Below are 20,421 nucleotides of genomic sequence, written 5' to 3'. Positions count from 1 at the left end.
GGGCCGGTAAACTCGAAAGGTTTGGTGCGGTAGACCTTGCCGTCCTTCGTGTCGGTGATGACGATGGTCAGCTTGAAGGGGGCTTTGAAGTCTTTCTCCGGCAGCGTGATCATCAGCGGCTTCAGTTCATCTCCCTGCGCGGCGATGGTGATCGGCGCGTCCGCACCTGCGGCGGCCAGTCCTGCGGGCAGTCCTCCATCCAGCGCCAGCGTGAAGGTGCGCGGTTCATTGCGCTTGTTGATGAGACGCACGAGGAACTGGTTCCGCACGCTGTTGTTCGTCACATAATAGGGCGAGCCCTGCATGCGCAGCACATTGGCGCGCATCGGCTCGATCCGGCTCGCCGAGAACGCGAACACAGCCACCCCGAGAAACAGCAGCCCGGTATACAAAATAATGCGCGGGCGGATGAAGCGCGTTTTGCCACCGTTAAAACCGACAAGGGAGGAGTAGCGCACCAGCCCGGGTTTCCGCCCCAGCTTCGTCATGATGGTGTCGCAGGCGTCAACGCATGCCGCGCAGCCGATGCACTCAAGCTGCAGTCCGTTGCGGATGTCGATGCCCGTGGGGCACACCTGCACGCAGCGCAGACAGTTCACACAGTCTCCCGCTCCCACAGTGCCCGACTTGCCGCGTGGCTCGCCGCGCTTTTTGTCGTAGCCAACGTTGATCGTGTGGTCATCCACCAGCGCGGACTGCATGCGGCCATACGGGCACATGATCACGCAAAACTGCTCCCGAAACCAGCTGAACGCCCCATACAAGCCGGCGGTGAGAAACATCACCACCCCAAACGCGATCATGTGCGCCTGTGGCGAGTGGTGCATCATTTCATACAGCTTCTCCAGCGACACAAAGTAGCTCAGGAAGATGTGTGCGATGATCAGCGAAGAGAGGATGTACAGCGCGTGTTTGACCACCCGTTTGGCAATCTTTCCCGCTGTCCATGGTGCCGCGTCCAGCTTGCGCCGGGCGGCGGCATCGCCATCCACCAGCCTCTCAATGCGGCGGTAGATGTGCTCCAGAAACACCGTGTAAGGGCAGGTCCACCCGCACCACACGCGCCCAAACAGCGCGGTGATGTAAAAAAGGGAGAACCCCAGGCCCGTTACGAGGAAGAAGCCCACCCATAGATCCTGCACCGCCAGCGTCAGGCCCATGAAGTGAAAGCGGCGGTTCAGCACATCCAGAAACACCGCTGGGAATCCGTTCACCGGAATCCATGGCAGCGCCACATAGGTGATGAGCAGCAGCAGCGCCACCAGGCGCCGGCCCCGCGTGAATTTGCCGGACACATCGGCCGGGTGCAGTGTCTTCTTGCTGCCATCTTCATTGATGGATCCAAGAGAAACGAGGTTCAGGGGGTTGAGTGGCATATGGAGGCCTGGCGGCTATTTGGCGGCAGGCGGTGGGATGACGGCGGCGGGTGCAGCAGTAGCTGCTGCTGCGGGCGCGGCAGGGGCGGCTCCCGGTGAATCTGCGGCGCGCGTGATCGGCTCGCCTTCTTTGTGATGACTCAGGACAAACGCCACCACTTCACTCACACGCTTCATGCCCAGCACCAGTTCCCATGCGGCCATGCCTTTGGTGATGTCGGGCGAGCCTTTGCGCACGATCTTGAAGATCTCCGTCGGCTTGCCGCCATGCTTCCATTCCTGATCGTTCAGTGGCAGGCCGGGCAGCTTGGCGCCGCTGAGCATGCCGGTAAGGTCAGGCCCGTGGCAGGTCACGCACATGCCGGGTGTCATGAAGGTGGCTTTGCCGGCCTCCACAGCAGCGGGATCACGCGAGAGCGCCCAAAGCTGCTCGTCGCTGATGGATTCCATCTGCTTGTCACGTGCCGTCTGCATCTCGGCCATCGCCTTGTCGATCACGACCGTGTCGCTGCTGCCCAGGCCGAGCTGGTAGTAGCACAGCCAGTGAACCACAAACCACGCGATGGCGATGTAGAGGGTGAAAAGCCACCAGTTCGGCAGCTTCTGGTCATACTCCTGAATGCCGTCGTAAATGTGGTCGCGAAGTTGGGGCTCGTTGTTGGGGGATGGCTTCTTGGGGTCCATGGCAGGGAGGGAGTTATTCAAGTGGCAGACGTGACATGTGCTCGGCCTTGTCTTTGCGCAGCAGCATGCCGCGAAGGGTCATGATGCCGAAAACGAGCACGGTGGTGGCGAAGGAGATGACGGGCACGACGAGGTGCCAGTTTTCGTAAATGATGCGCTTGTACATGGGCTGCTGGGGAGGGGCGTGGGGTTACTCTGCGCCGTTGGCTCGGCGGCCGTTGTCAGGAATGATCGGGGTCAGCGGGAATGGCACTCCCTGGCCTTTTTTCGCGAGGGCTTCCTCCACCGCTGGCTGCTCGAACTGGCCGAGCTTCTGCAGGTAGGCGATCACCGCCACCATCTCGCTGTCAGGCCGCACCACGATGTTCGACTTCTTCAGCTCCGTGGCGATCTTCACGCCCTGCTCAAGCGCCTTCATCTTGATCTCCGTGCCATCCATCGGCGGATAAGGAACTCCAAGCTGACGCAGCACGGCAATCTTTGCGGGCAGTGCTTTTTGATCAAACGGCTTCGTGTTCAGATGCGCATACGGCGGCATGTTGGACTGCGGAGACATCGAGCGCGGGTCCATCAAATGCTCGTAGTGCCAGGAGTCCGGGCGCTGTCCGCCTTCACGTGCCAGATCTGGACCCGTGCGCTTGGAGCCCCATTGGAACGGATGGTCATAGATGCTCTCGCCAAGGCGGGAGTAGTCACCGTAGCGCATCACATCCGGCACCAGCGTGCGGATCATCTGCGAATGGCAGTTGTAGCAGCCTTCGCTCACATAGATGTCGCGGCCTGCGAGTTCCAGCGGCTCATAGAGCTTCTGGATGCGGTCTTCCACGTTCTTCGCGCTGTTCACCGTCACAGTCGGGATGATCTGGATCAGACCGCCGATCACCACGGCCACAAACGTCAGCACCGTGAAGGGCAGGTAGTTGTGCAGCAGGCTTTCATACCAGAGCGCCCATGTGTGGCTCGTCTTCTGGAAGCGGCGCACCGCCAGGAAGCCGAAGATGATTGCACAGATCAGGGAGGCGATGTCAGCGCCTGGAGGGAGAAAGATCCAGCCAAAGATGAGCAGCATCGCGCCAAAGGTGCAGGCCGTGGGGTCGTTGAAGAAGGTTTCCTTCATGCCCATCGTGTCTGTCTGGCCGCGCTGCAGCACCGCCACCTCACGCACTTCGTTCACCGGCTTGCCGCTGCGGATGGTCTTCCACAGATTGATGCACATCACGATCCAGCCCAGCAGGAACATGCCGCCGCCGATGATGCGCAGCCCCATGAGCGGCCGGATCGCCTGCAGCGTGTCCAGGAAGGTGTTCTTCACAGCCAGCCCATCAGCAGTGACCTGATTGAGCATCAGCCCCTGCATCACGCCGCTGATCCACATCGCCACCACATAGAGCAGGATGCCCAGCGTGCCGATCCAGAAGTGGAAGTTCGCCATGCTGATGGAATACAGCTTGGTGCCCCAAAGGCGCGGTGCCAGCCAGTAGAAGAGACCTGCCGCCATGAAGCCGTTCCAGCCGAGCGCCCCGCTGTGCACGTGCCCGATGGTCCAGTCGGAGTAATGGGAGAGCGAATTCACCGCACGGATGGAAAGCAGCGGTCCTTCAAAGGTGGACATGCCGTAGAAGGTCACACCGGCGATGAAGAACTTGATCACCGGATCTGTGCGCAGCTTGTCCCAGGCTCCGCGCAGCGTGAGCAGACCGTTGAGCATGCCGCCCCAGCTCGGTGCCCACAGCATCAGGCTGAAGAACATGCCCAGCATCTGCAGCCACTTGGGCAGCGCCGTGTTCAGGAGGTGATGAGGACCCGCCCAGATGTAGAGGAAAACCAGCGACCAGAAATGCACGATCGACAGACGGTAGGAGTACACCGGACGCTCTGCCGCCTTCGGCAGGAAGTAGTACATGATGCCGAGGATCGGCGTCGTCAGGAAGAAGGCCACGGCGTTGTGCCCGTACCACCACTGCACCAGACCGTCCTGCACACCACCAAAGATACCGTAGCTATGCGTCCAGCTCGTTGGGATGGAGAGATGGTTCACAATGTAGAGCATCGCCACCGTCACGATCGTGGCGATGTAGAACCACAGTGCCACGTAGAGGCTGGGCTCATTGCGCTTGTGCAGCGTCAGGAAGAAGTTCACCGCAAACACCACCCAGATCACCGCCACGGCCACGTTGATCGGCCAGATCAGTTCGGCGTATTCTTTGCCGCGTGAAAGGCCCAGCGGCAGCGTGATCGCCGCCGCCACGATGATGAGCTGCCAGCCCCAGAAGTGGATGGCGCTCAGCGTGTCATTGCCCATGCGGCACTTGCACAGCCGCTGCGTGGAGTAGTAGATGCCGGCGAACATCATGTTGCCCACGAACGCAAAAATCGCCGCATTGGTATGCAGCGGGCGCAGGCGGCCGAAGGTCAGCCATTCAGCGAGGTTGAGCTGGTGGAAGTTAAGCTGGCTGGCGATGAACACGCCTGCGAGCATGGAAACGACGCCGAAGATGATCGAGGCCAGCATAAACTGGCGCACGACTTTGTCGTTGAATTCAATGGGTACTTTGGAGGCTGCGGTGCTAGTCATGGGAAAGGGAGTGTGAGGAAAGTGTTGCAGGCACGGTCACGCGAGTGCCCTCAGGTTCGTCGAGTGGCAGCAGCGCATCTTGTTCGAGGCTGCCCCGCCGTCTTTGCCCCCGCTCAGCCAGATAAAGAGCCGCAAATAAGACGGCGAACATCAGGCTGACGAAGATGGTGACTGCGAAAACTTCCATAAGGGGCTGCGGAGCATCAGGCTCTCGCTGGACCCATAGAAGCGCAGATTCCCCCCCGTCGCTCCCCCCCCCTTGGTAATGCCTCACCCGATCTTGTGGCCTAGCGCAATTCCTGCGCTTTTTCCGCACCGGTCACTTCTCGAAAATCGACGGCTCATCACGATCCGCGACCTTGAGATAACGAAAATAAACCTCGAGCTGAAGCGTGCACAGGCACTGACGGTAAATCGCGTCCGCCGCATCCCCCGCAGGCCAGTTCGGACGTCCCCGTTTGAAGGAGCCGTCGGCCTGCTGCGCACCGAGAATCTGCGGCAAAAACTGCGCATTGTAGAACTTCCAGTCATCCGCCCCCGCCTGAAAGAAAGCCTGGGTGTAATAGTACCAGCAGTACAGGTTGCAGTTGCGCTCCCAGTCCAGCGGTTCGCTGGTGAGAAACTCCCGCAGAAAACGGATCCCCTTCTTCACCGGCGTCGCCTTGTTGTACGCCAAAGTCTGCAATCCCAGCACCCCACAGCCAGTAAGACTCCACTGGTTGTAATGCTCATCCCGGTTCGTTTTGCCAAAACCGCCGTCCTTCGTCTGCTTGGATTCCAGATAGTCACAGCAGCGTTTGATCGCCGCATCAAGACCCTCAATCTTCAACCCCGAATGCTTCGCCGCCTTAAGCGCCTGAAACTGCCAGCCACTCACCGACAAATCCTCACCCCGGCTGTCTTTGTTGTAGGCAGTCGGCAGACCCGCATCCTTGCCGCCATAGGTCCATGAGCCCTGCGGGTTCTGCTGCTCAATGATGATCCGCACCCCCTTTTCAAAAGTCTCGCGCAATCCCGGCAGGCTGCGGTTTCCCAGCCGGTAAAACGAATACATTTCGCCGAGCGCGTAAGTCGCGATTCCATGCTCATAAGTTGCGGAATTCGACACAAAATTCTCCGCCAAAATTCCATAAGGGTTCTTCCGCGCCAGCTCCACCAGATAGAGCATCCCATTCCGCACGTTGTCGCCGTAGAACGCCGAATCCGGCGTCTCACAGCGCCCCAGGTAACAAAGCAGCGTCAAACCCGTCATCGCAGCCTTGTTCGCCCGCCCCCACGAACCATCCGCATTCTGCTGCCCCTTCAACCACGCCAAAGAGCGCGAAACTGCCATCTCACACTCCGGCGTGCCCCCATTTTCCCTCAATTTCTCAAGCCGGTTCTGCATCGAGCAACGCCCTGCAAACATGTTGGGAGCACGAGCCAGCATGGTCATAGGCCCAGCCCCACCCGCGCCTAAACCATTACTGACAAGCACATTAAACAACCTTCCAACATCACCGCCCTGCCCTGCCTCCGTCAACGGCACCGCTTCACCGTCCATCAGCACAGGCCCCTCTCCCACTTCCACCCCAATCCGTGTCTGCGGCACCCTTCTCACCATCGCACTCATCTGCTTCATGCTGACTCGATGTTCCAAATCTTGCGAAGCCTCCACACTCACCTGAGTTTGCCCCGCAGGAATGAAGTCCACCTCCTTCTTCGCGATCTGGGAGCCGACGATGATCACACCAGCCAGCAGCAACAAACCGAAATGCACCGCAAGGCTTAGCAAAAGCGAGCCACCACCCAACTGCCGCCAGCACCGCAGCCACACCGAAGTGCGCACCTGCGGTAATGGTGCCGCATCTTCCACCATCACCGCCTGCATAATGGGTTCCGCCGCAGGCGGCGGCTGAAACCGCTCCCAGCCGGGTGGCACTTGATACGCTGTCGGCTGATGGGGATCGTTCGTGTTCATGGCGGCGTGGAATCACACCGCATGACGCTGCACTGAAGATCCTCTTGGGATAAATCTATTAGCTGCGCTGGAGATGCCGGTAAGGCAGCGTCTGCAGATTGCTGCTGCAAGGTCCCGGCGTATCCACCCACAGCATACGGGCGGCGATCTTGTCATAGGCGCGGCGGTGTGCCACGGCGGCTTTGACGGCGACCACTGAGAGGTTTTCCACCGCGATGCCCTGGCTGTGCCACTGGCCGAGATCGAAAGGCGGGGTCTTCACGCTGGTGATGAGAATAGTGATGCCTGCATGCCGGACCACAGCGCAGCGGCCCATGTCGAAGGCATCGCCGCACATGCTGGCGAGGTGGCTGTTCTTGTCTTCGAGTTCAAAGCGACCATCGTTCAAGGCGACGAGTTCGACTTCGAGTTCCAGCGGGCCTGGGTCAAGACGGCTGCCTTTGCCGCCGAGTTTGAGGGTGCGTGCACCGGCTTCGATCTCGCTGACGGACTGCGGATCGTTGATGCAAATGGCAGCATTCGGAATGCCATGGCGAATGAGCGCACGCAGCAGTCCGGTGCAGTCTCCGGGGGCACCGCCACCGATGTTATCGGCGGGTTCCACAAGCACGGTCAAGCCCTCAGGAAGTGGCTTGAGTTGTTCGAGAACTTCATCCGCAGACGGATCGGTGATCTGGCCGAGGTGGCTGAGTTCATGCGCACGCTTGCTGAGCGCTTCCAACGGCTGCGTCGCATCTGCCGTGGTGCAGGCGACGAAGCTGACTCCGGTGTCCGGGGTGTCGGCAAAGCTGAAGCCTGCGACAATGTTCATGACCCAGAGCGAGGGGTTCTCGCTTTCAAACTTCCGCGCCATCGTTTCCAGCGTCAGCATGGGATCATTCGCCGTGCCGGTGCCGGTCGGCGGCCAGTTGAGGCCCGGCTGCAGGAGCTGCATGTGCGGACGCTGGCCGGTGGTGAGGCAGCGGTTCAGCAGGCGCGCGGCGATCAATCCAGCCTCGCGTGCGTCCGTATGCGGGTTTTCGCGGTAGCCTACCAAACAGTCGGCCAGCGCAGCCATCTGCGGCGAGAAATTGGCGTGAAGATCGAAGACCCCAAAGATGGGAACCGTGGTGAGGGTGCGCAGTCGGCGGAGGATTTCGCCTTCCACATCGAGGAGGGTTTCCGAGACCATGGCACCATGCAGCACGAGGTAGATGGCGTCATAGTCGGCTTTGGCAGCAGCGGGGGCGATGTCGTTCCAGAACTGCTCGATGACTTCATCCGCCACGGTGACGGAAGGCTGCGCGCGGTAGTCGGCGGTTGGAATCATCTCCCAGCCGAATTCATCGGCCAGTTCCAGGACGCCGCCGAGGGGTGAGGAGTCTCCTTTGCTGGCCCAGAGTTCCTCGCCTCGCAGGATTTGGAAATCGGAGAGCGGGGTGAGGCCGTCGAGAAAGGTGTGGGTCTCGTGGAAGAGACCGGCGATGAGGATGCGCATGGTGGAAGATTAACGCACAATGACGCGCGTTCCTGGCCGAATGAGTTGCGGAAGTCGAATGGCGTCCCAGTTGGCAAAGCGGACACAGCCGGCGCTGCGCGTGCGGCCGATGGTGCGCGGCATGGCGGTGCCGTGCAGGCCGATGCCCGACTTGCTCAGGCCGCACCAAATGACGCCGATGGGGCTGTTCGGCCCGGGTGGAATCTGAAACGCCTCCTCCCCGCGCACGCCTTCTTCGAGGAACTGCTTGTCATAGCGGAAGGTGGGCGTGGCCATCATGGTCACCACTTTCCAGGTGCCGACAGGGATGAACTGCGGCTTGCCGGGGGTGATGGGGAATGCGGCCAGCATCATCTCCTTGTCGCTGTAGATGGCGGCCATGCGCTCTGTGGTGTCCACCACGATGGTGTGGCTGCTGAGGGTCGCATCCGTTTTGAAGCCCTGCATCGGCTTGATGTCCTCGATGCGGAAGGACTTCACGTTGGGCACCACGATGATGTCTCCGGGCTTAAGCGCGGCCATATTCTTCTTGGGGTTGATGGCGGCGACGAAGGACTCGTCCGTGTGGAAGCGCTCGGCGATGAGTTCCAGCATGCTGCGGTAGGCCATGAAGGGATAGACCGACGCCTTTTCGTAGTCCTCGGGCAGGTCGGCGGTCACGTAGCGGGTCAGGATGGGCTGAATCTTGAACGCGGCGAAGATGATGGGCACCTCGGCTTCCGCTTCCTCCTGAATGCGCGCCCAGTTGTAGAGATCCTTGTGACCGTGCGCGAAGTTGTAGTTCACCACCGCCTTGTAGGTGAACTCACCGATGGCGCCATCCAGCTTGCCGGGGCCGAAGAGGTTTTTGTCGAGGAAGATCTGGATGCGCAGGATGGTGTCGCGGTCCTTGGGCACGGAGGGGTCGTCTTTGGCCGGACCCAGATCCTGAGCGTGGGCCACGAGCGTCAAAAGGCAGAGCAGAAGGAGGTGTTTCAGCATCGCCCCCATGCTAATTCGCCTTCGGCAATGAGCAAGAGAGTGCGAATCCTTGCCTGAAATGGATATGGCGCTTAGCTTTTCTGCAACCATGCCCGTCACCGTCACCGACACCCGCACCCCGGAACAACTCCGCCAGCACTACGAAGTGGAGCGCGAACTCGCCGACAGGCTGCGAAATGCGACCAAGGAACAGCGCCGCACGCTGTACTCCGAAGTCTATGACGAGCTTTTCAAACGTGTGCCGCAGCACCCTCAGCACACCAACAAGTCCTCCCCCGAACGGCTGGCGGCCGATGTGGCGGAAAAGATGGAGATCCTGAAGCCCTTTTTGACGCCGAAAACGGTGTTCCTCGAAGTCGGGCCGGGAGATTGTGAGCTGGCCAAAACAGTGGCGGCTCAAGTGGCCCAGGTGCTGGCGGTGGACGTGTCCGATGAAATCACCCGCAAACGCACGCTGCCGGAGAATCTGCGGCTGGTGCTGTCTGACGGCAGCACCATCCCCGTAGCACCGGGCAGCGTGAATGTGGCCTACAGCAATCAGTTGATGGAGCACCTGCACCCGGAGGATGCGGTGGAGCAACTGCGTCACCTGCATGCCGCGCTGGCTCCCGGTGGTGTCTATCTTTGCATCACCCCCAGCCGCCTGACCGGGCCGCATGACATCAGCTGCATCATTGATCGTGAAGCGAAGGGGTTTCACCTCAAGGAATACACCGTGGGTGATCTCTCGGCGCTTTTCCGTCAGGTTGGCTTTGCCAAAACACGCATCATTTTCGGCGGGCGTGGCAAATTCATGCTGCTGCCCACCTGGCCGGCGGTGATCTGTGAGAAGCTGCTGGACTTGCTGCCCCATGGACTGCGAAAAGCAATCGCGCTCAAGCCGCCGTTTCGCTGGCTGTTTGGGGTGCGGCTGGCGGGGTTTAAGGGGTGAGGCCTTGCTCGCAATTCTTCGTATTGTAGTCCCGCCTTTAGGCGGTCTGGGCGCGCTGTCCAGAACCGGCTAAAGCCGGCACTACAGAACAGCGATGGGTGCTTTACTCCCGCAGTGACTGCAACCAGCGGTCGAGCTGCTGCATGAGTTCGGGAGGGCCATCATTGGGGAAGTTGTCGATCAGCCAGGTGACGTCTTCACGGGCACCGGCCTTTTCGCCGAGGCGCTGGCGCATCTGAGCGCGGGTGAGGCGTTCGGCGGCGGACTGGGGATCGATGGCGAGAAGGAGGTTTAAATAGGGAAGCGATTCGCGCAGGGAGCGGCTGTCATCGAAGACGCTGCTCATGAGATTGCGCAGCATGCGCAGGAGGATGGCCTGCTTGGTGGTGGGAGAGAGGGCGCCCTCGGGGAAATGGCCGTCTTCGGTGAGGTCCATTGCAGCCTGCTCCACGGTGATGAGCTTGCCATGCTCAAAGACATCCACGAGCTGGAGTTCGCCTTCGGGGCCATCTCGATAACCCACCATGAACTTGCCGGGCAGCGGCACGCCAAACACGCCCTGCACGCCGAGTGCGGAGGCGAGCTCCACATAGAGCACGCTGAGCGTGATGGGCAGGCCTTCGCGGTCATCGAGGACTTCGTTGAGATAGCTGTTGGAGCGGCTGCCGTAGTCGCCGCGGCTGCCGTGAAAGCCGTTCTCTTCAAAGAGGTAGCGGCTGAGGCGCTTCACGGCGGGGATGGTTCCTTTCGTGATTTCGGGATCGTCTTTGAGATCCAGCACCATGGCCTTGAAACTGTTGAGGTAGGTGGAGATGTCGATTTCCGGATTGTCATGGCGCGCCAGCAGCAGAGCGCAGCGCAGCAGGTTGATCTCCGGCTCGGGTTTGGCGAGTTCCGCGAGGATTTCCTTCGTCATGGCGCGACGGTGCAGCTCGTGCTCGAGTTCGCGCAGCTTTGCGGCCTCTTCCTCCAGCCTGCGGCGCTGCTCCACGAGCACGCGACGGGCGGCGGCGGGGTTTTCCAGCAGTCCTTCCAAGGTTTTGTCGGCGGTGGCGGCTGCGGCGATGTATTCCTCCACCTTGGAGCGGAGCTGGGAGGCGACTTCGGGTTGAAGGGGTTTTTCGGCGAGATCGGTGCCGACGCGGAAATTGCGGAAATCCGCCACGGTTGTTCTGAATTTGCACAGCCCGGCGGAGCCGCTGCGCAGCCCGGTGTCGTCACTCTCGATGACCTGTTTGCCATTCACAAAGCAGACCAGACGCTCCGGCTCGACGCGCACACGCAGGGTGTTCCACTCCCCGGCTTTGTAGGCATCGCTGGGGACATCGGCGAGGATGGTCCAGGAATAGACATCGGGGCCGTTGAAGCGGGTGAGGCGCAGCTTGCCGCCCGAGGCATAGAAGCCGTAATGCTTTTCCGCGCCATCCGAGCAAAAAGTAAGGCCCGCAGCACCAGATTCGTCATCGAGCCGCACCGTCACCGAGGTCTCAAAGGTGCCCTCGGGGACCTTTTGTGTGGAGAGGCAGAGTGCGCGGCCGCCAAAGCCTGCGCCGGGGAATTCAGAACGGATGACGCCGGCATGCTGCGTCCACTGCGCGCCCAGAAAGGTCTGCCACTGCTTGGGATTCAGCGCGCCGATGGTCAGCCAGCGGGACATGGGCACGGGGTTCGGTTTTTCGATGAGGGTTTTGAGGTCGTTCACCGGCATGGCAAAGCCGAGGTTTTCGGTCTTGAGAGATTTCAATGTGAGCAGCCCCAGCACGTTTCCCTGCATGTCCAGCAAGGGGCCGCCGCTGTTGCCTTTCTCAATGGGCACGGCGACCTGCAGCATCTCCAGGCCGTCGATGTCTCGGGTGGCGGAAAGCACGCCTTGAACAATGCTAAAGCCCAGTCCCTCAGGCGCCCCCATGGCGACGATGGGATCGCCCTGTCGGGCTTTGCTGGAATCTCCCAGCGGCAAGGGTTTGAGGCCCTTGGCGTCGATCTTGATCAAGGCAAGATCGTGGTGGCTGTCGCTGGCCTGGACGACAGTGACATCGTGGGTCTTGCCATCGTGCATCTCCACCTGCAGGCGGCGGGCCTCGCCGATGACATGCAGATTCGTGGCAATGAGGCCGTCCTCGCTGATGATGAAGCCGGAGCCGATGCCGTCGGTGCCTTCGCGGCCGAGCTGGGTGATCTTGACCAGCGAGGGGCGGATGGAGGCGGCGAGATCGGTGGCGGTGCGGGCAGGCGGACTTTTAGGTTTGGCGGCGCCTTTGGTCGCAGCGGTGGCATCGACCGTGAAACACAGGGAAAACACGGCCAGAAAAAAGAGGGTGCGTTTCATGGGATGATTTGAAGATTGCGTACGTGCCGGGCGTTTGGAAAGGTCCACTTTCGTTTATGAGCATACGCCGCGCCGCCTTTCTGTCATTCTTGTCCTTTTCAACTCTCGCCACATGGGCGGATGAATTCCCGAAACCCTTCAACACCGAAAAGGGAGAGCCGATGCCTGCCGAAGAGGTGGCGCGGACGATGGAACTGCCGAAGGGCTTCAAGTGCGTGGTGTTTGCCGCCGAGCCGGATGTGCAGCAGCCGATTGCAATGAGCTGGGATAAAAAGGGCCGTCTCTGGGTGGCGGAAAACTACACCTATGCGGAGAACCCCATGCGCTGGGACACCAAGCTGCGGGACCGCATCATCATCTTGGAAGACAAGGACGGCGACGGCAAGCACGACGGCCGCAAGGTGTTCTGGGAAGGCGGCAGCTACCTCACGAGCGTGGAAACTGGCTACGGCGGCGTGTGGGTGCTGCACAACGGGACGCTGAGCTTCATTGCCGATAAAAACGGTGACGATGTGCCGGATGGCGAGCCGGAGGTGCTGCTGGATGGATTCAACGTGAAGACCATCGGCCACAACATCGTCAACGGTCTGCGCTGGGGGCCGGACGGCTGGCTGTATGGCCGCCACGGCATCACCGACACTTCGAGCGTTGGAGCGCCGGGCACGCCTGCGGACAAGCGCATCAAGATGAACTGCGCCATCTGGCGCTACCACCCCACGCTGAAGATTTTGGAAACCGTGGCCCACGGCGGCACGAACTCCTGGGGTCATGACTGGAATGCCAATGGCGAGCTGTTCATGATCAACACGGTGATCGGCCACCTGTGGCATGTGATCCCTGGCGCGTACTACCGCCGCATGTTTGGCACGCATCTCAATCCGCATGTGTACGAGATCATCGAGCAGACGGCGGATCACTTCCACTGGGACACGGGCGCGGAAAAATGGAGCGACATCCGCAAAGGCGGCGCCAGCCCGAAGACCTCGGAGCTCGGCGGAGGGCACGCGCATGTGGGCATGCTCATCTATCAGGGCGGAGTCTGGCCGAAGGAATACCAGGGTGCCATGCTCACCTGCAACCTGCATGGCAACCGCATCAACATGGACCGGCTGGAGCTCGAAGGCTGCGGCTACGTGGGCAAGCACGCGCCGGACTTCATGCAGGCCAAGGACAAGTGGTTCCGCGGCATCGACCTCCTCACCTGCCCCGATGGCAATGTCATCGTGTCTGACTGGAGCGACAGCGGCGAGTGCCATGACAACGACGGCGTGCACCGGACGAGCGGGCGGATTTACAAGATTGTGTATGGGGAGTCGAAGAAAATTGAGCCCAAGGCTTATGCCAGCCTCGAAACCATCCCATCCGACGAACTCCTCAAGAACAATTGGTGGACGAGAATGCACCGCAGACTCAGGTTTGAGGGAACAGATCCCATTAGGAAGACGGAGGACGATTCGCGAGCAGAGGCGCTCTTTAGAATGGCACTCTCCGCCAAGGACAAGGACAAGCATGTGATCCAGGCATTCAATTTGGTTTGGAACAAGCACCCCAGCACCCCGGAAAATGTCCGTCCAGAAGACGAGAATATCGCCTGGTATTTGAATCGGTTCACCGAACTGGCCAAGGATAGCACCAATGGCCTCGTCCGCCTTCACATCGCCTCCGCACTCCAGCGCCTGCCCCTCGAATCTCGCTGGCCCATCGCCACCGCGCTGGCGAAGCACGAGGAAGACGCAAACGACCGCCAACAGCCGCTGATGATCTGGTATGGCATCGAGCCTGCCGTAGCAGCGGATCCGCTCAAGGGCGTTGAGTTGATCAAGGAGGCAAAGCTGCCGACTGTGCGCCGTCTGGTGGCGCGGCGGATCGCGGAGATGATCGAGGCGAAGCCGGAGGCGGTGGATGCGCTGGTGGCGCTGATGACGAAACAGAAAGACGTGCGTGACGATGTGCTGGCCGGACTGGCCGCAGGCTTGGATGGTTTCAGCTCGGCGAAGAAGCCGAAGGGCTGGGATGAGTTCATCTCCAAGAGCGGCGGTCTCCCGGCTGCTGGGGCGGACAAGGGAACGGCGACGTCCCCCCTCCTCGCACTCTCCGCAGTCTTTGGCAGCGGTCGTGCAGCGGACGAACTGATCGCCATCGTGAAAAACACCGAGGGCGATGCGAATGCGCGCCTCAACGCATTCAAGAGCCTCACGCGCACCGCCAAGCCGGAGCTGCTGGCCGTGATTCGCGCCCAGATCAATGACAAGGTGCTGGGCACCGTGGCCCGCAACGCGCTGGCCGCCTATGACGACCCGAACATTCCGAAGGCGATGCTGAATCCATGGCCCGGCCGCAGCGAAGAGCAGCAGGCCGCCACGGTGGCGACGCTGACCTCACGCCCGAGCTACGCGAAGGCGCTGCTGGAAGCGATCAAGGCGAAGAAGGTGCCAGCGACGGCGATCTCTCCTTTCCAGGCGCGGCAGATCCGCAGCCTGGGCGATGAATCACTCAACACCCTGCTCACTGAAGCCTGGGGCGAGATTCGCGACACACCGGAAGCGAAGAAGGCGGAGTTTACGAAATGGGAAGGACTGCTGACGAAGGACACCCTGGCCAAGGCCGATCCCTCCAAAGGACGCATGATCTTCACGTCGGCATGCAGCGCCTGCCACAAGCTCTACGGCCAGGGCGGTGCCATCGGCCCCGAACTGACGGGCAGCGACCGCCACAACCTGAAGTACCTGCTTGAAAACATCCTGGACCCAAGTGCGGTGGTGCCTGCGGACTTCCGCGTGAGCGTGCTCAATCTGAAGGATGGCCGCACCATCACCGGCGTCATCCCTGAGCAGACTGAACGCACCCTGACGGTGCAGACGCCCGCCGAGCGGATCATCATTGAACGAACTCAGATCGTGAAGCAGGCGCAGCTTCCCATGTCCCTGATGCCGGAAGGACTTCTGTCGGCGCTGGGAGACGAGAATGTGAAAAATCTGATCGCCTACCTGATGTCAAACGGACAGGTGGAGATGCCGAAGTAATGACGAAGGGGAGGCTGCAAGCGTACGGCTCACTCAGTGTCCGCAATCCACAAAGGGCTGGGTGCATGCCCAGCTTTTTTGGAGTGCGGCTGCGGGAGCTGCCGCTTTCGAACGTCTCGTGACAGGCGCAAGCTGAACGGCTCGCGAAGAACCACCCGGCTCATGCTTTCGAATGCGCTTTGGCATGCGTATGCCCGTCCGGCCTGCGAAAGCGGCAGCTGCGTTCGTTCCTCACTGCGCAACCGCAGCCCAAATGGTTTGCGATAGCGCGGCCATTCGTCATTCTTATTGCATGCCTCACGTCTTCGACTGGATCGCCGCTGCACGCCCGAAAACACTGGGAGCAGCCATCGCGCCTGTGGTGGTGGGGTGCGCGCTGGGGGCGAAGATTTCGGGACACTTTGACTGGTGGCTGGCTTTCTGCACGCTGGGGAGCTGCGGGGCGCTGCAGATCGCGACGAATTTTTTCAATGACGCGCTGGATTCCATCAAAGGGGCGGACACGCAGGCACGCATCGGGCCAAAGCGCATCACGGCCAGCGGTGTGGCTTCGCCGAGGGCGGTGAAGATTGCGGCATGGCTGATGCTGGCGGTGGCAACGCTGCTGGCGGTGCCGTTGTTTGAGGCACGGGGGCTGCCGATTCTGTTCATCGGCATTCCATCGCTGTATTTCTGCTTTGGCTACACGGGCGGGCCGGTGCCGCTGGCGTATCGCGGGCTGGGCGAGCTGTTTGTGATTTTGTTCTTTGGTTTCGTGGCGGTGACGGGCACGGCCTTTGTACAAACCGGGGAGTGGTATGAAGCCGCCATCGTGGCGGGCTTTCAAATCGGCTGCCTGAGCACGGTCTTGATCGCCATCAACAATCTGCGCGATGTCGCGGAGGACGGGCAGACCGGCAAGAAGACGCTGGCCGTGCGCTTCGGCGTGGGCTTTGCGCGGGCGGAGATTGTGGGACTCATCGTGGCGGCTCATGCGGCGGGGATTTACTGGTTTGAGCAGGGCTGGCCGCGAGCGTTCACGCTGCCGCTGATCACGCTGCCAATTGGCTTGTTTGTGGCGTGGCGGGTGATCGCCGAGCCACCCAGCCGGGGGCACAATCGCCTGCTGGCGATGAGCGGGGGGCAACTGCTGCTGTTTGCCGGGCTGATGTGCTGGGGGATCGTGAAGAGTGCGGATGTGATGCGGTGAACACGCCGGGTGCGGCGTATAGAATTACAAGAGCTAAACCCGAATGACCGACGCCCCTATCTATGTCCATGAGTATCTCCTGCGCAGCGGCGTGGCGCTGAATGCGGTGTCGATGCGGCGGGTGTTTGCGGGGGCACTGATCTGCGTGGATGGCGGCTATGGCTGCGTGCATCCGTGGCCGGAGTTTGGCGATGCGCCGGTGGAGGAGCAGTTGCGATTGCTCAGTGAGGGTATCACGACTCCTGTGACGGCCATGGCGCTACGCTGTGCGGAGATCGACGGTGCGGCGCGACGTGCGGGTGTGAGTTTGTTTGAGGGAATGGAGATTCCGCGCAGCCACTATTCGTGGAGCTTTGCCACCGACACCGAGGCGCAGATGGAACGCGTTCTGGCGGAAGACTGGCCCGCGATCAAGGCGAAGGGTTTTGCGAATTATGGCGAGACAACGCGATTTCTGGAAGGCTGCGCGAAGCGGTTTGAAACGCAGGGCGTGCGGCTGCGCGTGGATTTCAACGGCGTGCTGGACCGGCTGACATTTGGCAAGTTCATCGAGTTCATGCCGCTGCGCGTGTACCGTGCGCTGGATTTCGTGGAGGACCCCTTCCCCTACGATGCGGCGGCCTGGGAAGCTGTGCGGCAAAAGTGGGGTGTGAAGCTGGCACTCGACAAAGGCTGGAAGGACGGCACGCAGGGCTTTGATGCGGTGGTGGTGAAACCGGCGCGGCGTGACTGGCGGATCGTGGCGGAAACCCATCCGCAGCATCCGCTGGTGCTGACCTCGGCGATGGATCATGCGCTGGGGCAGATGTTTGCGGCGTATGAAGCGGCGGTGGCGCAGTCCGAGGGGCAGGCGCTGGATTTTTGCGGGCTGTGCACGGAGCATCTGTTTGAGAAGGATGAGTTCTTTGAGCGTGTGACATCTCACGGCGGCCATTTGTCAGCGGACCGCAGCGGTGGCGGGCTTGGATTTGGCGATGTTTTGGAGGCGCTGCCATGGAGACGGCTGTGAAAATGGAACCCGAGTTCTGGACCGATGGCAGCGTGTGGGCGGACCGCTCTGAGCACACAATGGAAGGTACGGGTCTGGCCGAAATGGCGGTGCGCGATTTGAAGGCGAAAGACTGGTGCTTTTTTCAAACGAGCGGGACCGAGGGCGCGCGTAAATGGGTGGGACTGACGAAGCAGGCGCTGCTGATCTCTGCGCGCGCGGTGAACGAGCACTTCGGCATCACGGCGCAGGACCACTGGCTGCTGGCGCTGCCCACGCATCATGTGGGAGGTTTCGGCATTCTGGCGCGTGCTCATCTCAGCGGCAGCCCCATCACCCGGCTGGAGGGAAAATGGAGTGCAGTCGCGTTTGTGCAGACGTGTGAAAATGTGGGCGCCACGCTCGCCTCGCTGGTGCCCACGCAGATCTTTGATCTGGTTGCGGCGCAACTGAGGGCCCCGGCATCCATGCGTGCGGTGCTGGTGGGTGGTGGGGCTTTGAATGCAGAGCTGGAGGCTGCGGCACTGGCCCTGGGCTGGCAGGTGCACTGCACCTATGCCATGACGGAGACGGGCTCCAGCGTGGCGGCGCAGCCACGTCCGGGCGCCGAACTGGAGGTGCTGCCGATCTGGCAGGTGCGCACGGATGCGGAGGGCGTGCTCACTGTGAGCGGCCCCGCGCTGGCGCTGGGCTATGCGATCTGCGAGGAAGGTCGCTGGCGCTGGGAGCCGATTCCGGCAGAGGGTCTGCGCACACGTGACCGAGTGGAGATTATTGAAGCGGGAGGAACACGCCGCCTGCGCTTCCTCGGGCGCGAGGCGGGAACGGTGAAGATCCTCGGTGAACTGGTGGCCTTGGGCCCCATTCAGGACCGCATCGAGACGCTGCGGCTCAAACTTGGCTCAAGCACTGCAGACGCGGCCGTTTGTGATGTCGCAGATGCTCGCAAAGAGAGCCGACTGGTACTGGCCGTGAGCGGCATGACTGAGGAGGAAGCCGCGCAGATGCAAAAAGGCCTCAACGAAACGTTGAGGCCTTTTGAGCAAATTCAAGATGTCCGCAGGCTGCAGGCGATACCGCGCAGCGATCTGGGCAAAGTGCTCCTGGCAAATCTGCGGGAGCTGCTGTGACGATCAGTTTTCCTTCGGAGCCGAGCCATCCAGCGGGGTGATGACTGGGCGGTCCTTCATCTCGGGGGAGATGAGGTAGTTTTTCGGATTGGCCGGATCGGTGATGAAGGAGATGAGGAAGAGCTCCTCGATCTTGTCGGTCAGGGTTTCCTGGGAAGTGCGGACGGTGGCGTGGACGTAGCCTTTGTCCTTTTCCTGGACGAGGCCGAGCACGATGACTTTGAGAGTCTCCTGCTTCCGCTTCGTGGCTTCGGGGGTGAGCTTGAGCTTCTTGTGCCAGGCTTCGCGATCCACCTGATAGAACTCCTGAGGCGACATTTTTTCCAGTTCGCTCACGCCCTTCACATTGTAACCGGCGAGCATGTTCTCCTCATCGGACATGGTGGGGGCGGACTTGATGATGTTGACCGTTTCACGCTGACGGCGCTCCAGGGAGGAGGGAACCAGCATCTGGGATGCGGTTTTCCAGTCCTGCTGCACGACGGCGGTGAGGTACTTTTTCACCAGGGCGGCGCAGGGGTGATCCAGCGGCAGCTGCTCGGCCTGAACCGGCAAAGCGGTGAGGCTGAGGAGTGAAACGGCAAACAGGCTACGAAGAAAGAAACGCACGTGCATAGAAAAGTTGGAGGGGGGAGCGGAAGGGTTTGTAACCGCTGGCAGAATGCGCGTCAAATAAAGAAAGCCGGAGCAGGCCGGAGTTATCGCGGGCTGCGTATTGTAGATGTCAACTTGTCATGCCTTTAGGATTTCGCTTTTCTTTATGAACAATTAGAGCCTATTTACCGACAAAGCAGTCTGCTTGATCACAACAATCAAACTATTATGAAACATCTCATCCTCACCCTCATCACTGCTGCAACATTCTCATCCTGCGCCACAGGCCCGGCCGCTCAACAGGGCGCTGTTATCGGCGGACTCGGCGGTGCTGCTGTCGGCGGCATCATTGGTTCCCAAAGCGGTCGTGGCCTCGAAGGCGCCGCCATCGGTGGTGCGCTCGGTGCTCTGGGTGGCAATGCCATCGGCAATGCCCGTGACCGCCGTCGTGGTTACTACTATTAATCAAGTCTCTGCAAATACATACAATCCATCAACCCAAATATGAAAAAAACTCTCCTCACTGCTCTCACCGCCCTTTCGCTGGTCTCCTGCGCTTCCGGCCCTAATGCTCAAACAGGTTCTGTGATTGGTGCACTCGGCGGCGCAGCCGTCGGTGGCATCATCGGCAACCAGAGCGGACGTGGCCTGGAAGGCGCCGCCATCGGTGCCGGCCTCGGTGCTCTGGGTGGCAACGCCATTGGCAATTCCCGTGACCAGCGCAACCAGCAGCAATACTACCAGGGCCAGCAGCAGGGCTACCGTGGACGCCAGCAGCAGCAGGGTTACTACGACCGCAACGGCAACTACCACTACTACTAAACGCATCGCATCTTTGCTTGCATAGCAACGATCCCCGGAGAGCCTCACCTGATGATGTCAAAAATCGGTGAGGCTCTTCTATTTTTTCGTGAGAACGACTGGCGTTCGATTCTGGTGCGTCTGAACACGCGGGACACGCATCCGCTGATCCAGTTCATCAAGTATGGCATCTGCGGCATAGGATCGCTGACCCTCACCACGGTGATTTTTTATGCCCTGTCCAGATGGGGCATGTATCCAGCCCTGGTCAGCAGTGGTGTGACCGATGAGGTGCGTGCGGTGCACAGCATCTACAATAACATCATCGCCTTTTTCTTTGGCAACATCTTTGCCTATGTGACCAATTCACTGTGGGTGTTCAC

General features: G+C 60.7%; 18 protein-coding genes. 8 read left to right on the top strand and 10 right to left on the bottom strand.

Annotated features, from left to right (window positions below):
• From ccoG to WAW39_RS22260, 8 genes are all read right to left on the bottom strand, one after another.
• Window positions 1-1,376 (bottom strand): cytochrome c oxidase accessory protein CcoG (gene ccoG / locus WAW39_RS22295; RefSeq protein WP_422321366.1); only part of this gene is annotated, 1,376 nt, incomplete at its 3' end.
• Between the two features lie 15 nt (window positions 1,377-1,391).
• Window positions 1,392-2,060, bottom strand: a complete 669-nt coding sequence (locus WAW39_RS22290) for a cbb3-type cytochrome c oxidase N-terminal domain-containing protein (protein WP_422321365.1) — start codon at window positions 2,058-2,060, stop codon at window positions 1,392-1,394.
• A gap of 13 nt (window positions 2,061-2,073) precedes the next feature.
• Entirely contained in the window at window positions 2,074-2,226 is a 153-nt protein-coding gene (locus WAW39_RS22285; protein ID WP_300931642.1) for a hypothetical protein, read from the bottom strand.
• A gap of 24 nt (window positions 2,227-2,250) precedes the next feature.
• Complete coding sequence (gene ccoN, locus WAW39_RS22280; protein WP_422321364.1) at window positions 2,251-4,635, bottom strand: cytochrome-c oxidase, cbb3-type subunit I; 2,385 nt, start codon at window positions 4,633-4,635, stop codon at window positions 2,251-2,253.
• The gene (locus tag WAW39_RS22275) at window positions 4,628-4,822 is read right to left on the bottom strand and encodes a hypothetical protein (protein ID WP_422321363.1); all 195 of its coding nucleotides are present in this window, start codon (window positions 4,820-4,822) and stop codon (window positions 4,628-4,630) included. The genes ccoN and WAW39_RS22275 overlap by 8 nt, the downstream gene beginning before the upstream one ends.
• A gap of 132 nt (window positions 4,823-4,954) precedes the next feature.
• Entirely contained in the window at window positions 4,955-6,595 is a 1,641-nt protein-coding gene (locus tag WAW39_RS22270) for a hypothetical protein (protein ID WP_422321362.1), read from the bottom strand.
• Between the two features lie 58 nt (window positions 6,596-6,653).
• Entirely contained in the window at window positions 6,654-8,072 is a 1,419-nt protein-coding gene (locus tag WAW39_RS22265) for a M81 family metallopeptidase (RefSeq protein ID WP_422321361.1), read from the bottom strand.
• Window positions 8,073-8,081: 9 nt separating this feature from the next.
• Window positions 8,082-9,053, bottom strand: a complete 972-nt coding sequence (locus WAW39_RS22260) for a L,D-transpeptidase (RefSeq protein WP_422321360.1) — start codon at window positions 9,051-9,053, stop codon at window positions 8,082-8,084.
• 88 nt (window positions 9,054-9,141) lie between these two features.
• On the opposite strand from WAW39_RS22260, the gene WAW39_RS22255 reads away from it, so the two are divergent.
• Window positions 9,142-9,984, top strand: coding sequence for a class I SAM-dependent methyltransferase (locus WAW39_RS22255; RefSeq protein WP_422321359.1), 843 nt, complete (start codon window positions 9,142-9,144; stop codon window positions 9,982-9,984).
• 103 nt (window positions 9,985-10,087) lie between these two features.
• On the opposite strand, the gene WAW39_RS22250 is transcribed toward WAW39_RS22255, so the two are convergent.
• Window positions 10,088-12,313 carry a trypsin-like peptidase domain-containing protein gene (locus WAW39_RS22250; protein ID WP_422321358.1) on the bottom strand — a complete coding sequence of 742 codons (2,226 nt, stop codon included), beginning with the start codon at window positions 12,311-12,313 and terminating at the stop codon, window positions 10,088-10,090.
• Between the two features lie 56 nt (window positions 12,314-12,369).
• On the opposite strand from WAW39_RS22250, the gene WAW39_RS22245 reads away from it, so the two are divergent.
• The 4 genes from WAW39_RS22245 (at window position 12,370) to WAW39_RS22230 (ending at window position 18,643) form a co-directional block, all read left to right on the top strand.
• On the top strand, window positions 12,370-15,336 hold the full coding sequence (locus tag WAW39_RS22245) for a PVC-type heme-binding CxxCH protein (RefSeq protein WP_422321357.1): 2,967 nt from the start codon (window positions 12,370-12,372) through the stop codon (window positions 15,334-15,336).
• 292 nt (window positions 15,337-15,628) lie between these two features.
• The gene (gene menA, locus WAW39_RS22240; protein ID WP_422321356.1) at window positions 15,629-16,525 is read left to right on the top strand and encodes a 1,4-dihydroxy-2-naphthoate octaprenyltransferase; all 897 of its coding nucleotides are present in this window, start codon (window positions 15,629-15,631) and stop codon (window positions 16,523-16,525) included.
• A 43-nt stretch (window positions 16,526-16,568) separates the two neighbouring features.
• Entirely contained in the window at window positions 16,569-17,534 is a 966-nt protein-coding gene (locus WAW39_RS22235; protein ID WP_422321355.1) for a hypothetical protein, read from the top strand.
• A 2-nt stretch (window positions 17,535-17,536) separates the two neighbouring features.
• Window positions 17,537-18,643 (top strand): AMP-binding protein, encoded by a 1,107-nt coding sequence (locus tag WAW39_RS22230; protein WP_422321354.1) that lies wholly within the window; start codon window positions 17,537-17,539, stop codon window positions 18,641-18,643.
• A gap of 3 nt (window positions 18,644-18,646) precedes the next feature.
• Here WAW39_RS22230 and WAW39_RS22225 read toward each other — a convergent pair whose 3' ends face one another.
• A complete protein-coding gene (locus tag WAW39_RS22225) occupies window positions 18,647-19,252 on the bottom strand; it encodes a hypothetical protein (protein WP_422321353.1) in 606 nt (201 codons plus the stop codon).
• 213 nt (window positions 19,253-19,465) lie between these two features.
• Here WAW39_RS22225 and WAW39_RS22220 point away from each other — a divergent pair, with 213 nt between their 5' ends.
• From WAW39_RS22220 to WAW39_RS22210, 3 genes are all read left to right on the top strand, one after another.
• Window positions 19,466-19,702, top strand: coding sequence for a glycine zipper domain-containing protein (locus WAW39_RS22220; protein ID WP_422321352.1), 237 nt, complete (start codon window positions 19,466-19,468; stop codon window positions 19,700-19,702).
• Window positions 19,703-19,741: 39 nt separating this feature from the next.
• Window positions 19,742-20,059 (top strand): glycine zipper domain-containing protein, encoded by a 318-nt coding sequence (locus tag WAW39_RS22215; protein ID WP_397385920.1) that lies wholly within the window; start codon window positions 19,742-19,744, stop codon window positions 20,057-20,059.
• 51 nt (window positions 20,060-20,110) lie between these two features.
• Window positions 20,111-20,421, top strand: a 311-nt coding sequence (locus tag WAW39_RS22210) for a hypothetical protein (RefSeq protein ID WP_422321351.1), incomplete at its 3' end; no start/stop codon positions are given.

Source organism: Prosthecobacter sp. (genome assembly GCF_049294395.1).
Classification (GTDB): domain Bacteria; phylum Verrucomicrobiota; class Verrucomicrobiia; order Verrucomicrobiales; family Verrucomicrobiaceae; genus Prosthecobacter.
This window is presented reverse-complemented; position numbering and strand designations above follow the sequence as displayed.

Bases quoted from the DNA above. Each gene is read 5' to 3' on its own strand.
- WAW39_RS22290 (WP_422321365.1), bottom strand. From the start codon at position 2,060: ATGGACCCCAAGAAGCCATCCCCCAACAACGAGCCCCAACTTCGCGAC.
- WAW39_RS22255 (WP_422321359.1), top strand. From the start codon at position 9,142: ATGCCCGTCACCGTCACCGACACCCGCACCCCGGAACAACTCCGCCAG.
- menA (WP_422321356.1), top strand. From the start codon at position 15,629: ATGCCTCACGTCTTCGACTGGATCGCCGCTGCACGCCCGAAAACACTG.
- WAW39_RS22250 (WP_422321358.1), bottom strand. From the start codon at position 12,313: ATGAAACGCACCCTCTTTTTTCTGGCCGTGTTTTCCCTGTGTTTCACG.
- WAW39_RS22235 (WP_422321355.1), top strand. From the start codon at position 16,569: ATGACCGACGCCCCTATCTATGTCCATGAGTATCTCCTGCGCAGCGGC.
- WAW39_RS22245 (WP_422321357.1), top strand. From the start codon at position 12,370: ATGAGCATACGCCGCGCCGCCTTTCTGTCATTCTTGTCCTTTTCAACT.
- WAW39_RS22230 (WP_422321354.1), top strand. From the start codon at position 17,537: ATGGAACCCGAGTTCTGGACCGATGGCAGCGTGTGGGCGGACCGCTCT.
- WAW39_RS22265 (WP_422321361.1), bottom strand. From the start codon at position 8,072: ATGCGCATCCTCATCGCCGGTCTCTTCCACGAGACCCACACCTTTCTC.
- WAW39_RS22215 (WP_397385920.1), top strand. From the start codon at position 19,742: ATGAAAAAAACTCTCCTCACTGCTCTCACCGCCCTTTCGCTGGTCTCC.
- WAW39_RS22275 (WP_422321363.1), bottom strand. From the start codon at position 4,822: ATGGAAGTTTTCGCAGTCACCATCTTCGTCAGCCTGATGTTCGCCGTC.
- ccoN (WP_422321364.1), bottom strand. From the start codon at position 4,635: ATGACTAGCACCGCAGCCTCCAAAGTACCCATTGAATTCAACGACAAA.
- WAW39_RS22270 (WP_422321362.1), bottom strand. From the start codon at position 6,595: ATGAACACGAACGATCCCCATCAGCCGACAGCGTATCAAGTGCCACCC.
- WAW39_RS22220 (WP_422321352.1), top strand. From the start codon at position 19,466: ATGAAACATCTCATCCTCACCCTCATCACTGCTGCAACATTCTCATCC.
- WAW39_RS22260 (WP_422321360.1), bottom strand. From the start codon at position 9,053: ATGCTGAAACACCTCCTTCTGCTCTGCCTTTTGACGCTCGTGGCCCAC.
- WAW39_RS22285 (WP_300931642.1), bottom strand. From the start codon at position 2,226: ATGTACAAGCGCATCATTTACGAAAACTGGCACCTCGTCGTGCCCGTC.